Genomic DNA, 12,654 nt, shown 5'->3' with positions numbered 1-12,654 from the left:
CGGAGGCGTTATGACGTTGCATGTATATCTCTCTGGTGAAATCCACACCGATTGGCGCGATCAGATCATTGATGGCGCGGCTGAACTGGATGTCGTGTTCACCGGCCCTGTCACCGACCACGCGGCCAGCGATGACTGCGGTGTGGCTATTCTGGGGCCCGAGGCCAACAAATTCTGGCACGACCGCAAGGGCGCGCAGCTCAATGCGATCCGCACCCGCAAGGGCATCGAAGAAGCGGATGTCGTTGTGGTCCGCTTTGGCGAGCAGTACAAACAGTGGAACGCGGCTTTTGATGCGGGCTATGCGGCGGCTTTGGGAAAATCTTTGGTCATTCTGCATGGCGCTGATCACGCGCACGCGCTGAAAGAAGTCGACGCTGCGGCGATGGCCGTTGCCGAAGACCCCGCGCAAGTCGTTCAAATCCTGCGCTATGTCCTGACGGGCGACCTACCCGAATAGCCAGACGCACGACCGGATCGCGCGTTTTTCGCCTCCATGCATGGGAAAACTGTGCTGATCTGACAAAAAGACCTCGCGCGTTCGAAAACCTGTGCTAACGCATCTACAGTATGTCGTGCGACGTAACAGACACGGCTTTTAAACTTGCGAGGGACGAATATGCTTCAAGAATTCAAGGATTTCATTGCCAAGGGCAATGTGATGGATCTGGCGGTGGGTATCATCATCGGTGCCGCATTCACCGCGATTGTGAGCTCGCTGGTCAGCGACCTGATCAACCCTGTCATCGGTCTGGTGCTTGGGGGCGTTGATTTCACCAGCATGTATGTCGTGCTGTCTGGCGATGTGCCTGCCGACGCCGGTCTGGATGCGGCCCGCGAAACCGGCGCTGCGATCTTTGCCTATGGCGCGTTCATCACCGCCTGCATCAACTTCCTGATCATCGCCTTTGTAGTCTTTATGCTGGTTAAATTTGTCAACCGGATCAAGTCGTTGGCAGAGCGCCCCGACGATGTGGCACCCGAGGTGGTAACAGGCCCGAGCCAGTTGGACGTGCTGCTCCAAATCCGGGACGAGCTTGCCAAGAAGTAAGTCCGGCTCGACTGGTGAAACGCAAAAGGCCCGCAGGTTCACTGCGGGCCTTTCCTTGTTTTCGGGGCGCTTAACCAGCGATGGCTTGATCTGCTGTGATCGCCTCTAGCCCAAGGGCTTCGGCCACGGCGGCGTAGGTCAGTTGGCCTGCGTGCACGTTCAGTCCCGCCTTGAGGTGGGGATCGTCGGCGCAGGCTTGCTTCCAGCCTTTATCGGCCAGTGTCAGCATGAAGGGCATCGTGGCGTTGCCAAGCGCGATGGTAGAGGTCCGTGCGACCGCGCCGGGCATGTTGGCAACGCAGTAATGCATGATGCCATCGACCTCGTACACTGGATCCTGGTGCGTGGTCGCCTTTGAAGTTTCAAAGCAGCCGCCTTGGTCAATGGCCACGTCCACCAGTGCTGCGCCGGTCTTTAGCTCGGACAGTTGCGCGCGGCTGATCAGCTTGGGTGCTGCGGCACCGGGGATCAGAACGGCACCGATGATCATGTCGGCCTCGCGTGCCAGTTCGATCGTGTTGCCCGCTGATGCATAGGAGGTGTTGAACACGCCGCCATAGATATCATCCAGATAGCGCAGGCGGGGCAAGGACCGGTCAAGCACGGTCACATCGGCGCCCATACCCGCAGCGATTCGGGCCGCATGGGTGCCAACAACGCCACCGCCGATCACGATCACGCGGGCGGGGCCAACACCGGGCACGCCGCCCAGCAAGACGCCGCGTCCGCCATTGGCTTTTTGCAACGTCCATGCCCCTACCTGCGGGGCCAAACGGCCCGCGACTTCGGACATCGGTGCCAGCAGGGGCAATCCGCCGTTGCGGTCGGTAACGGTTTCATAGGCGATACAGGTCGCACCAGAAGCCAGCAGATCCTTTGTCTGTTCGGGGTCAGGGGCGAGGTGCAGATAGGTGAACAGGATCTGCCCCTCGCGCAGCATCTTGCGTTCTGCCGCTTGGGGTTCCTTGACCTTGACGATCATGTCGGCGCTGGCGAAAACCTCTTGGGCAGTGGCAAGGATTGTCGCGCCAGCATCGGTATATGCTGCGTCATCAAAGCCCGCGCCAACGCCCGCGCCGGTTTCGATCACGACCTCATGTCCTTTGGTTACCGCCTCGTAGGCGGCGTTCGGCGTCATGCCGACGCGAAATTCCTGTGGTTTGATTTCTTTCGGGCAACCGATTTTCATACTGTTTGGCCTATTAAAAGGGTGAATGTGGATTACGGTACGCCTCTGATTGCGCAATTAAGCACGGTTTACGCTGCGCTCTCCCTTGCTCTGTTCGAATAAAACGTTGTATTTGTGCCATTCCACGCGAAAGTATTGTGTAGCATGAACCTTGACGACATTGATCGCCGCATCCTGACCGCCTTACAACGCAACGGGCGGATCTCGAACTCCGACCTGTCGGAAAAGGTACACCTGTCGGCCTCGGCCTGTCACCGGCGGGTGCAGCGGCTGGAAACTGACGGCTACATCCGTGATTATGTCGCCCTACTGAACCCGCGCAAGATGGGCGTGCCCACGACGGTGTTTGTCGAGATTACGCTACAGGGGCAGGCGGATGAGGTGCTGGATGCCTTTGAAAAAGCGGTCGCGCGTATTCCTGATGTGTTGGAATGTCATCTGATGGCAGGGGCCGCGGATTATCTGCTTAAGGTCGTGGCCGAGAACACCGAAGATTTCGCCCGTATCCACCGCCAGCATTTGGCGCGGTTGCCGGGTGTGGGGCAGATGCAGTCGAGCTTTGCGTTGCGCACCGTGTGCAACACCACGGCACTGCCGGTCGGTTAACCCGCAGACGGAAAAAGCGCCATCCAAATGCCCACAAACATCGCGATACCGCCGATGTTCACCCACGCGTGCCAGATGGCATAACGAAAGCGCATGGCACGGCGCACATAAAATCCGACACCGATCACATAAGCAAAGGCACCCGCCAGAATGCTCCAGAGCGTCGCCAGCGGCACGCCTGTCAGGTCCGGCAGGGCACATAAACCAACGGCACCAAGGCCCAGGTATGACGCGGTAGACCATTTGCCCTGCACCTGCGGGTCGGTGATCTTTTTATACATCGCGACCAGCGCCAGCCCCCATGACACACAAAGCAGCGTGATCGTCCATGTGGTGCCCGCCTGCACAAAGAACGGTGTGAAAGTGCCCGCGATGCTGGGATAGATCGCTGCATGATCAATCCGCCGCATCAATTTGCGCGCGTCATGCCACGGCGCAAAGTGGTAGGCGCAGGACGCGAGGTTCGATGCCAGCGCACACAGAACATAAACCGTCACCGCGATGGACACGCCCGTGGTCAGGGACGTGGCGGTTTTCACCACCAGCGCGCCGCCCGCCCCCACAATCAGGGCCAAGCCCACGAGGTGAACGATCAGATCAGCCCGTCGGTGTATCGGGGCAACGCTGGGGTAGGTGGGCTGGGTCATGGTCTGTCCTGTGTCGTGGCCGTTCCGCGATAGGCGCAGTCGCGGGGCACTGTCCACCGTACCCGTGCGTCACCACAAAGGCGCAGGCGGACAAAAGAAAACCCCCGGCACCGAAAGGTAACGGGGGTTCATATCCATATGCGTCGCTTGGATGATTTACATCATACCTTCGCGCTGCAATTTTTTCCGTGCCAGTTTGCGGCTACGGCGGATCGCTTCGGCTTTCTCGCGTGCTTTTTTCTCGGAAGGCTTCTCGAAATGTTGCTTGAGCTTCATTTCACGAAACACACCCTCGCGCTGAAGTTTCTTCTTCAGGGCGCGCAGCGCTTGATCGACGTTATTATCGCGAACACTAACCTGCATGTGGTTTTCACCACCTTTCTAGTTTGAAGTTGCAAGGATTTGCAGGAACTGGCCATATAGCAACCGAAACCTATATTGTCTAGAGCAAAGCCAATCACCTTGAGGAGGCCGCTATGACGAACACATCCCAGACCCCGAAAGAGCAACTACTGGATGCTGCATTGATCCATGTCGCGTTTGACGGCTGGTCAGAGGCAACGTTCAAGGCCGCTGTCCGCGACACAGGCATGGACCCGACCGTCGCCCGTGCCGTTTGTCCGCGTGGTGCCGTTGATCTGGCCGTTGCCTATCACAAACGCGGCGATCAGCAGATGATCGACCGCATGAAGTCCGAAGACATGAGCCAGATGAAGTTCTCGGCCAAGGTCGCCGCCATGGTCCGCTTCCGGCTTGAGGCTGCGACAGACAAGGAAGCGGTACGTCGTGGGACAACCCTATTTGCCCTACCGCAATATGCACCCGAGGGGGCCAAATTGGTTTGGGGTACCGCCGACGCCATATGGAACGCGTTGGGCGACACGTCCGAAGACGTGAACTGGTACACCAAACGCGCCACGCTGAGCGCGGTTTATTCCGCGACCGTGCTGTTCTGGCTGGGTGACACCAGCGAAGGCCATGCAGAGACATGGGCCTTCCTTGATCGCCGGATAGAAAACGTGATGCAGATCGAAAAGGTCAAGGCGCAGGTCAACAGCAGCCCCACGCTGAGCATGCTGATGGCGGGGCCCAACTGGTTGCTTTCCCACGTAAAAGCGCCTTCGCGCACGGCGCGCAGCGACTTGCCCGGCAGCTGGGGTGGGCCGCGCTCTTAGGCTGGCTTCACGCGGCAGCTCAGACCTGCTAGGTGCTGCGCGTCCGCATTCGGCGCGGGCGCGGCTAGTTGGTACTCACGCACATGCAACCGTTTCTGATTGATCTCAATGACGTCACCTACACACCTGACGGCGTCAATGTGCTGTGTGATGTGACACTGCGAGCCTCCGAGCGGCGGATAGGTATCGTGGGGCGCAACGGGTCGGGTAAGACATCTTTGGCGCGGGTGTTGGCGGGGCTGGTGGCACCGTCGTCGGGCAAGCTGCGGATCAACGGGGTGGATGTGGTCAAGGATCGCAAGGCCGCGCTGCGTCAGGTCGGTATCCTGTTCCAGAACCCCGATCACCAGATTATTTTTCCCACCGTCGAGGAAGAGATCAGCTTTGGTCTGACCCAGCTAAAGCAATCCCCGAAAGAGGCGGCGCAGAAAACGGCAGATATCCTCGCCCGCTTTAACCGTAGCCATTGGGCCAAGGCGGCGATTCATCAGCTATCGCAGGGGCAGCGGCAACTTGTTTGTCTGATGTCGATCCTCGCCATGGAGCCGCGTTTGATCATCCTCGACGAACCGTTTGCGGGGCTCGATATCCCGACGATGCTGCATCTGACGCGGGTATTGCACGCGGTAGAGGCGCATCTGATTCACATCACCCATGATCCCGCGCATCTTGCCACCTATGACCGGATGGTCTGGATTGATCAGGGGCGAATTGTGCAGGACGGCGCGGTGCCGGACGTGACCGACGCCTTTGTGGCAAAGATGCATGATATCGGGGAAAGCGATGATTTCACTCACCTCACCGGTTGAGACCCGCGCCCACGGTTGGCCCGCGGGGGCCAAGTTGGCGGCGCTTTGTATCGCGACGATGGGGCTGTTCAGCCTGACCCATCCTGCGCATCATACAGCGGCATTGGCGCTGACCCTGCTGTTCTACGCGTTGCCGGGGAGGCGCTTTTTCAAGGTCGGACTGTCGCGGCTGCGGGTGTTGTTGCCGTTCGTCGTGCTGATCATGGTCTGGCATATCCTCACCAACGACGTCATGGCGGGCGCGACAATTACCCTGCGGATGATGACGGCGGTGGCGTTGGCCAATCTGGTTACAATGACGACAAAGCTGGCGCAGATGGTGGCGGTGGTGACATGGCTGACCACACCGCTGCGCCGTCTTGGCATCCAGACCCGCGCGATCGAGCTGGGCATCGCTCTGGTGATCCGCTTTACGCCCGTGCTGGCCCAAAAAGGCCAGTTGCTGGCGCAGTCTTGGCGCGCGCGGTCGACCAAACGGGTCGGCTGGCGCATGATCATTCCCTTTGCCGTGCTGGCAATTGATGACGCTGAACATGTGGCCGAGGCGCTGCGCGCTCGCGGTGGGTTGTGACGCGGAACACCGTGCCGGCCTGACGTCTGTCAGTTCGCATTGTATGCCGTGAAATCCGTGCCTATGGTGCGGCAACGCAGATTTACGGAGGAGACGTAGACAATGACAGACACAATGCGCGCGATAGAAATCACCAAAGCGGGTGGTCCCGAAGTGCTTCAGCCGACAGACCGGCCGATGCCGCAGCCCGCCCACGGGCAGGTTGTGATCAAGGTGGCGTATGCCGGTGTGAACCGCCCCGATGCGCTGCAACGCGCTGGCATGTACGCACCGCCCCCCACCGCCAGTGATCTGCCCGGGCTTGAAGCGTCGGGCGAGGTATTTGCGGTAGGTGAAGGCGTCAGCGGTCTGGCCGTGGGCGACAAGGTTTGCGCATTGCTGCCCGGTGGTGGCTATGCGGAATATGTCGCAACGCCCGCCGCCCATTGTTTGCCCGTGCCCAAAGGCATGAGCATGAAAGAAGCCGCCTGCCTGCCCGAAACCTTCTTTACGGTCTGGTCCAACGTGTTCATGCGCGGTGGTCTGAAAGCCGGCGAGCGGTTCTTGGTGCACGGCGGGTCGTCGGGCATCGGGACGACAGCGATCCAGCTGGCACGCGAATTTGGCGCACGGGTCTTTGCCACGGCGGGCACAGACACCAAGTGCGACGCCTGTGCGAAACTGGGGGCCGAGGCCGCGATCAACTACCGCGACACGGATTTCGTTGACGTGCTGAAAGCCGAAGGCGGCGCGGATCTGATCCTTGATATGGTCGGGGGCGATTACATCCCGCGCAACCTTCAGGCGCTGGCCGAGGACGGTCGCCTTGTGCAGATCGCTTTCCTTAGCGGACCGAAGGTAGAGGTAAACTTTGCCACGCTGATGACACGCCGTCTGACGATGACAGGCAGCACCCTGCGTCCGCAAAGCGATCTGGCCAAGGCCAAAATCGCCGAAGAACTGCGCGAAAAGGTCTGGCCGTTGCTGGACGCGGGCAAGATCTCTCCGGTGATGGACAGCGAATATGCCTTCGAGAACGCAAGCGAGGCCCACGCTCGTATGGAAACCAGCGGCCACATCGGTAAGATCGTGTTGAAAGTCGACGCCAACGCATAACCGGCAAGCAATAAGATATAGCAAAGGGCGTTCTGATCTCAGGGTGCTCTTTGTCGTTCAGCGGCGGGCGTTACGCCGACAGGCGCGCTTCCCAAGCTTCAATGGTTTCGGCCCAGGCGGCAGGGACTTTGGTAACCTGGTCGCGGGCTTTCTGGACGTCGCCCCGTTTGCAGTCATTCTCTATTGTGGCAAGAAGGGCGTGCAGGCGTTCTGCCCCGAACATCCCGCAAAGCCCGGCAAGGTCGTGGGTCTTGCGTTGCAATTCGTCACCGTCTTGGGCAGAGGCGAGCGGGGGCAACTGCCCCTCCACCCGGCGGCGCAGGTCGCCGATCCGGTCGGCAAGTTTTTCAGGTCCCAGAAGTTCGAATAATTCGTCAACCTGATGGCTGTTCAGCACCGGATGCTGCGGCGGGGTCTGTGCGTCACTCGGCGTTGTTAGCGCCAAAGCGGGGGGCTGTACCAGATTGCTCAGCGCGGTTTTCAGGGTCTGGGTGTTGATGGGCTTTTGCAAAAAGCCGGTCATGCCGCCGGCCGTAAAGGCGGCGCGTTCATTGGGCAGAGCGTGGGCGGTGACGGCCATAATCGGGGTGTCGGCGTTGGGGCCTTCGCCTTGCAAAATCACCTGTGTCGCCTGAAGCCCGCTGATCCCCGGCATGGAAATATCCATCAAGATCGCATCGAAACGGTGTTCTGCCGCACGGTCGATCCCCTCTTGGCCACTGTCGGCAAGCATGACCGTGTGACCCAGACGTACCAGCATTGCCTTGAGCAGGTCGCGGTTGATTTCATTGTCATCGACAACAAGCAGGGTCAACGCCGGCATGTCTTCGCACTCAAGCGGCAGGGGGGCGACGGGCAGCGGCGTTTCCGTTTCAGTGAATTTCGCCGGCAGCCGCACAATAAAACGCGCCCCTTTACCGACTTCCGAGACGCAGGTGATGGTGCCGCCCAGTCGGTGCACCAGACGCCGCACGATGCCCAGTCCCAGCCCGGTGCCCCCTGTGCGCCGCTCGTACCGGCTGTCGAGCGATACGTAATCTTCAAAGATGCGTTTCAGGTCGTGGGATGGGATGCCGGGGCCATTATCGGCCACTTCGATGTGCAAAATCGGTGCTTCGGCGTCCTCCATGTCATAGGATGCGCTGAGCACGATGTCGTCGTCGGGGCTGAACTTGATCGCATTGCTGATCAGGTTGGCCAGAATTTGCTGCACGGCACGCAGGTCGGTCAGAATCGGCGTATCGGTCAGCCCGTCCTGATCCAGATGCAGCCGCGTGTCCGAAGTTCGCGCCAGGGGCGTCATGGTGTTGATCAAACCCGAGGTCAGCGCGACCATATCGCTGGCTTGCAATTCATGTGCGTTCGTTTCGGCCTCGCTGCGTTCGATCGCCAGCACGTCGTCGATGTGGCCCAGCAGGATGTCACCGGATTTCAGCGCCGCCTCCACGTAGTTGCGCTGTTCGGCGTCCAGCCGGTCGTCATGCAGCAGGTGGATTGCAGACAGTATACCGTTGAGCGGCGTGCGCATCTCGTGGCTCATCATCGCGAAAAAGCGGGATTTTTCCTGATAGGCATCCAGCGCTTCGTCGCGGGCGCGGATAATTTCTTTCTCTTTTTGGAGCTTGTCGGTGATGTCGCGGATGTAGGTCACAAAAACCGGTGCGTCGTTCGACCGTGCCAAGGATACCGACAGTTCAACAGGAAAAATCCGACCCTTGCCGTCGATCATCTTCGTCTCGTGGCGGCCTGTTTCTGCCAGTCGCGTTTTACCCGTGGCGTTGAAATGCGCGATGTTGTCGCGCTGGCGGTTGCGCAATTCGGGCGGGACCAGCAGTTCGATATAGCTGCGCCCCAGCGCGTGATTGCGCGAGATGCTAAAGACGTCCTCGGCGGAGCCGTTGAAATCGATGATCTCTCCATCGACAGACAGAACCATCACCGCGTCAAGCGACGCCCGCAGCATGGTTTCAAGTTGCGAGTGATTGCGTTCGACCTCGCGCGAGGCGCGGTTCAGGGTGATGGTCTGGCGCGACAGCCGGAGGATCGCCCCCAGCAGCGCGATGGTCACTGTCACCACGATCACCAGAAGGATTTCGATAAGCTGGGCGATCTGCTTGCGCTCGGCCTCTGCGGCTTTGGCGGCAAAGGTGATAGAGGCGAGGCCGATATTGCGGGGTAGGTTTTCTATGCTGCGCAGCGCGTCGGAGAGAGCCGTAAGGCCAGAAATGAGCGTCGCGTCGCCACCGTCAATAAGGGGTATCTGCGTATCTAGAACCGCCTGAATTTTTTGAATTTCGCGGGTCAGGTCGCCGCTCTGCTGCACGCGTTCAGCGACCTCGGTCCGGCTGTAGAAGATATCAAAACGTTTGCGCAGGTTGGCCAGATCGCTTTCGTCGCCCGAGCGCGCCTGTTCGACCGCGGCGTCCAGTTTGAGGAAATCGATTTCAAGCTGCGAAAACACCCATTCGGCATGGTCCTGCTGCGCGCTATCAAGCGCACGTACGCGGTCCCAGACGTTGAACGCCAGATAGCCAGCCAGCATCATCCCAGCCATCAGCGCCAGGACAAGAACGTATCTTACCCTGCTGCGCTGCGGGCCGTGATGTACCGAATCGGCCATGGGGATCTCGCCTTGCGTTTACTTGATCGCCAGCCGGTTCAACTGCCAGATAGAGCGGCTATAGATCGTCTCTGTCTGGTACTTTACGTCGCTGTCATAGGGATAGACAATCCACAGTGGGCCCTTGCCACGGCGCGACATTTCTTTGTCATTATTGGCATAGGCGATGATCGGCCCGTCCAGCACGGCATCCTCAATCGGGATTTCAATGGCATAGTCATTGATCGCGGTCGCCTCGATCATGCCTTCGGTCACCTCTAGCGTATCAAGCAAATCCTTAAGCGAGACACCCTGAAAGGTCTGGGGTCCCTCGGTCCAGATGGTTTCGGTCGTAAAGCTGGAAGAGGGCAGTTCTTTCAGCTGCTCCATCGTGTAGCTTTGTTCCTCGTCGCCAGCTGTGACCGTCAAAACGGCTTCTTCTTGCGCGCTAACAGCAGTGGCCAATGCGATGCCGCACAATGCGGTGGTGATCGTTTTGGTAAAAGCGTGAAATGTCATAACTCGGTATCCTTCCCCTGTGTTGTACCATCAACCTTAGGTTAACGTGCTGAGTGGCGCGACGAAGATTAAGGGTATTTTAACTATACGAAGGTATAGTCGCAAAAAATTTGACACAGTTTTCCTATTCTCATGTTTCCTATTCTTCGCCTTAAAGTTGGTCTACAAATACTTAAGCAGCACTGAGGTGGTGATGAGGGAAGGGACGAATAAATGGCATTACGGATACTGATAGCAGACGATCACGATATGGTTCGGGAAACGATTGCAATGTTTCTGGACGCAGATGGTGGAACAGAGACAGTTGCTGCATGCGATTTGCCCGAAGCAATGGCCAAGATCGAAGCGGATGGGCCGTTCGATCTGGTCCTGCTTGATTATACTATGCCGGGCATGAAGGGGCTTGAGGCGCTGCCGAAGGTGATGAAAGCCAATGAAGACAAGCCGGTCGGGCTCATTTCAGGCACAGCGACGCGGCTGATTGCAGAACAGGCACTGGCGATGGGGGCGATCGGTTTCCTGCCCAAGACGTTGCCGGCAAAGTCACTGGTAAACGCGGTGCGCTTTATGGCTGCGGGCGAGATTTACGCACCGGTGAACTTTATGTCCGGCAAGGATGACCCCGAAGAAACAGACTTTGAAAAAGCCCTGTCAGAGCGGGAGCGTCAGGTTTTGCGCGGTTTGATGGAGGCGAAATCGAACAAGGAAATCGCCCGCGATCTCGAGCTGCAAGAGGTCACGATCAAGCTGCACGTCAAGACCCTGTGCCGCAAGCTGGACGCCCGCAACCGTACCGACGCCGCAATGATTGCCCGCAACGCCGGCTTTATCTGATCGGGGTAAAAAGCGCGTCATTCAGCGTGCAATCCTTGATCACGTCACGTCCGCAGGGCACGGGCTTTAGCGTTTTGGACAGGCACAAACGGACCTCTTGAATGTAGCCGCTTTTGCAGGTGACGGTGACGCCATCGGCCTCCATCGTCGGGTTTGCTTTTAGGAATGCCTCTTCCACGACAGAGGCGGGTAGGCGGATGTCGCCCGTGATCTTGCGAAAGACGACGGGGCGGGTCACGGCATCGAAGGCCTTTCGGGACAGATCGAAATATCCGGCGGCGGGCAGGCCGGTACAGCTGCCATGTTTCTTCCACTGATGCCAGGCCAGACCGGGCGTTCCCATAATGTCGGCCATCGCAGCGGTCATGCTGCGGGCAGGTGGGCGTTCGGCGGTGCGGCAATACGATGGAAACCCGCGATGTAACTGCGGCCAGAGACCATGCATGATCCAGCCGTGATCGTGGCGCGCGTCGCATTGCGCGGAATTGCGCGCATCGCCTTCCAGCGCACACCAGTTCGGCGACCAGCTGAGCGCGAGCACGTAATAGTCGAATTCCCCCGCGATTTCACCCTTTGCCGCCGCAGGGCGGGGCATCGGGGCCAGGAGGAGAAAGAGGCATAGGATCAGCAGTCGCATTCAGGTCTTTCCTTATTTCGCTTGGCTGAGTATAAAGCGTTCAAGTTCCCCCACAATGGAAACCGTTCTGCCCCGCAGGACAGCCTATTTCAGGCGACGGGGAAGGTGCGTTTTAAGGAGAGACCGACATGGCAAAACCGATTATGGCCCGCGCCACTGCCGTATGGCTGGTGGATAACACAACCTTGAGCTTCAAGCAGATCGCGGATTTCGTCGAGATGCACGAGCTTGAAGTGCAAGGCATCGCGGATGGTGACGTGGCACAAGGTGTGAAGGGCTTTGACCCGATTGCCAACAACCAGCTGACCGAAGAAGAAATCGAAAAGGGTCAGGCAAGCCCGCTGCACAAGCTCAAGCTCAAGTTCAACGCTTCGGCGCAGGGCGAAGAGAAACGTCGCGGCCCGCGCTACACGCCCCTGTCCAAACGCCAGGACCGTCCTGCGTCGATCTACTGGTTGGTTAAATTCCACCCTGAACTGTCCGACGGACAGGTCAGCAAGCTGGTCGGCACCACCAAGCCGACGATCCAGGCGATCCGCGAGCGGACCCACTGGAACATTGCAAACATCCAGCCGATTGATCCCGTGGCATTGGGCCTGTGCAAACAGTCCGAACTGGATGCTGCCGTCCAGAAAGCCGCTGCCAAGAAAGCTGCCGAAGGCGGCCTGATGAGCGATGACGAACGCCGTCGTCTGGTCAGCACCGAGCAATCGCTTGGCATGGAAACCGATCCCAAGATTCCATCGGCCATTGAAGGTCTGGAAACATTCACGCTGTCCGGCAACCCTGCCGATGATGACGAAAAAGATCACGGCGACTACTCCGACGCCGACAGCTTCTTCAAGCTGCCCGAAGGTGGCAATGACGAAGATGAAGACGAAGATAAGTAATTCAGTTCCGCCCTCGCGGCATATTCGGAACA

15 protein-coding genes are annotated in these 12,654 nt (G+C 58.8%); 9 read left to right on the top strand and 6 right to left on the bottom strand.

The features are described from left to right. The first annotated feature begins 10 nt into the window (after positions 1 to 10). The gene (locus tag BLQ98_RS00975; protein WP_093731487.1) at positions 11 to 460 is read left to right on the top strand and encodes a YtoQ family protein; all 450 of its coding nucleotides are present in this window, start codon (positions 11 to 13) and stop codon (positions 458 to 460) included. A 159-nt stretch (positions 461 to 619) separates the two neighbouring features. Continuing rightward, positions 620 to 1,051: a large conductance mechanosensitive channel protein MscL gene (gene mscL / locus BLQ98_RS00970; protein ID WP_093731486.1), complete on the top strand. Its 432-nt coding sequence runs from the start codon at positions 620 to 622 to the stop codon at positions 1,049 to 1,051. A 70-nt stretch (positions 1,052 to 1,121) separates the two neighbouring features. On the opposite strand, the gene ald is transcribed toward mscL, so the two are convergent. Then, the gene (gene ald, locus BLQ98_RS00965) at positions 1,122 to 2,240 is read right to left on the bottom strand and encodes an alanine dehydrogenase (protein WP_093731485.1); all 1,119 of its coding nucleotides are present in this window, start codon (positions 2,238 to 2,240) and stop codon (positions 1,122 to 1,124) included. Positions 2,241 to 2,384: 144 nt separating this feature from the next. On the opposite strand from ald, the gene BLQ98_RS00960 reads away from it, so the two are divergent. Beyond that, entirely contained in the window at positions 2,385 to 2,846 is a 462-nt protein-coding gene (locus BLQ98_RS00960; RefSeq protein WP_093731484.1) for an Lrp/AsnC family transcriptional regulator, read from the top strand. Here BLQ98_RS00960 and trhA read toward each other — a convergent pair. Next, positions 2,843 to 3,493, bottom strand: a complete 651-nt coding sequence (gene trhA / locus BLQ98_RS00955; protein WP_093731483.1) for a PAQR family membrane homeostasis protein TrhA — start codon at positions 3,491 to 3,493, stop codon at positions 2,843 to 2,845. The genes BLQ98_RS00960 and trhA overlap by 4 nt on opposite strands. Positions 3,494 to 3,649: 156 nt before the next feature. Beyond that, positions 3,650 to 3,856: a 30S ribosomal protein S21 gene (rpsU, locus tag BLQ98_RS00950; RefSeq protein WP_005851231.1), complete on the bottom strand. Its 207-nt coding sequence runs from the start codon at positions 3,854 to 3,856 to the stop codon at positions 3,650 to 3,652. Positions 3,857 to 3,969: 113 nt separating this feature from the next. Between rpsU and BLQ98_RS00945 the strand changes: the two genes are divergently transcribed. The 4 genes from BLQ98_RS00945 (at position 3,970) to BLQ98_RS00930 (ending at position 7,143) form a co-directional block, all read left to right on the top strand. Further along, positions 3,970 to 4,668 carry a COQ9 family protein gene (locus BLQ98_RS00945; protein WP_093731482.1) on the top strand — a complete coding sequence of 233 codons (699 nt, stop codon included), beginning with the start codon at positions 3,970 to 3,972 and terminating at the stop codon, positions 4,666 to 4,668. Between the two features lie 83 nt (positions 4,669 to 4,751). Further along, positions 4,752 to 5,477: an energy-coupling factor ABC transporter ATP-binding protein gene (locus tag BLQ98_RS00940; protein ID WP_093731481.1), complete on the top strand. Its 726-nt coding sequence runs from the start codon at positions 4,752 to 4,754 to the stop codon at positions 5,475 to 5,477. Beyond that, the gene (locus BLQ98_RS00935; protein ID WP_093731480.1) at positions 5,452 to 6,048 is read left to right on the top strand and encodes an energy-coupling factor transporter transmembrane component T family protein; all 597 of its coding nucleotides are present in this window, start codon (positions 5,452 to 5,454) and stop codon (positions 6,046 to 6,048) included. Before BLQ98_RS00940 ends, BLQ98_RS00935 begins: the two co-directional genes overlap by 26 nt. A 102-nt stretch (positions 6,049 to 6,150) precedes the next feature. Next, a complete protein-coding gene (locus BLQ98_RS00930; protein WP_093731479.1) occupies positions 6,151 to 7,143 on the top strand; it encodes an NAD(P)H-quinone oxidoreductase in 993 nt (330 codons plus the stop codon). 70 nt (positions 7,144 to 7,213) lie between these two features. Here BLQ98_RS00930 and BLQ98_RS00925 read toward each other — a convergent pair whose 3' ends face one another. Both BLQ98_RS00925 and BLQ98_RS00920 read right to left on the bottom strand, forming a co-directional pair. Further along, complete coding sequence (locus BLQ98_RS00925) at positions 7,214 to 9,763, bottom strand: hybrid sensor histidine kinase/response regulator (RefSeq protein WP_093731478.1); 2,550 nt, start codon at positions 9,761 to 9,763, stop codon at positions 7,214 to 7,216. 18 nt (positions 9,764 to 9,781) lie between these two features. Continuing rightward, on the bottom strand, positions 9,782 to 10,261 hold the full coding sequence (locus BLQ98_RS00920; protein ID WP_093731477.1) for a putative pterin-binding protein: 480 nt from the start codon (positions 10,259 to 10,261) through the stop codon (positions 9,782 to 9,784). 213 nt (positions 10,262 to 10,474) lie between these two features. On the opposite strand from BLQ98_RS00920, the gene BLQ98_RS00915 reads away from it, so the two are divergent. Then, positions 10,475 to 11,095 carry a response regulator transcription factor gene (locus BLQ98_RS00915; protein WP_093731476.1) on the top strand — a complete coding sequence of 207 codons (621 nt, stop codon included), beginning with the start codon at positions 10,475 to 10,477 and terminating at the stop codon, positions 11,093 to 11,095. Here BLQ98_RS00915 and BLQ98_RS00910 read toward each other — a convergent pair. Continuing rightward, positions 11,088 to 11,732, bottom strand: a complete 645-nt coding sequence (locus BLQ98_RS00910) for a ribonuclease T2 family protein (protein WP_093731475.1) — start codon at positions 11,730 to 11,732, stop codon at positions 11,088 to 11,090. The genes BLQ98_RS00915 and BLQ98_RS00910 overlap by 8 nt on opposite strands. A gap of 128 nt (positions 11,733 to 11,860) precedes the next feature. Here BLQ98_RS00910 and BLQ98_RS00905 point away from each other — a divergent pair, with 128 nt between their 5' ends. Continuing rightward, positions 11,861 to 12,622, top strand: a complete 762-nt coding sequence (locus tag BLQ98_RS00905; RefSeq protein ID WP_093731474.1) for a DUF1013 domain-containing protein — start codon at positions 11,861 to 11,863, stop codon at positions 12,620 to 12,622. Positions 12,623 to 12,654: the final 32 nt, after the last annotated feature.

This window comes from Sulfitobacter litoralis, from assembly GCF_900103185.1.
GTDB lineage: Bacteria > Pseudomonadota > Alphaproteobacteria > Rhodobacterales > Rhodobacteraceae > Sulfitobacter > Sulfitobacter litoralis.
Note: the sequence above shows the minus strand (reverse complement) of the source record. Positions and strands in the feature narration are given on the sequence as shown.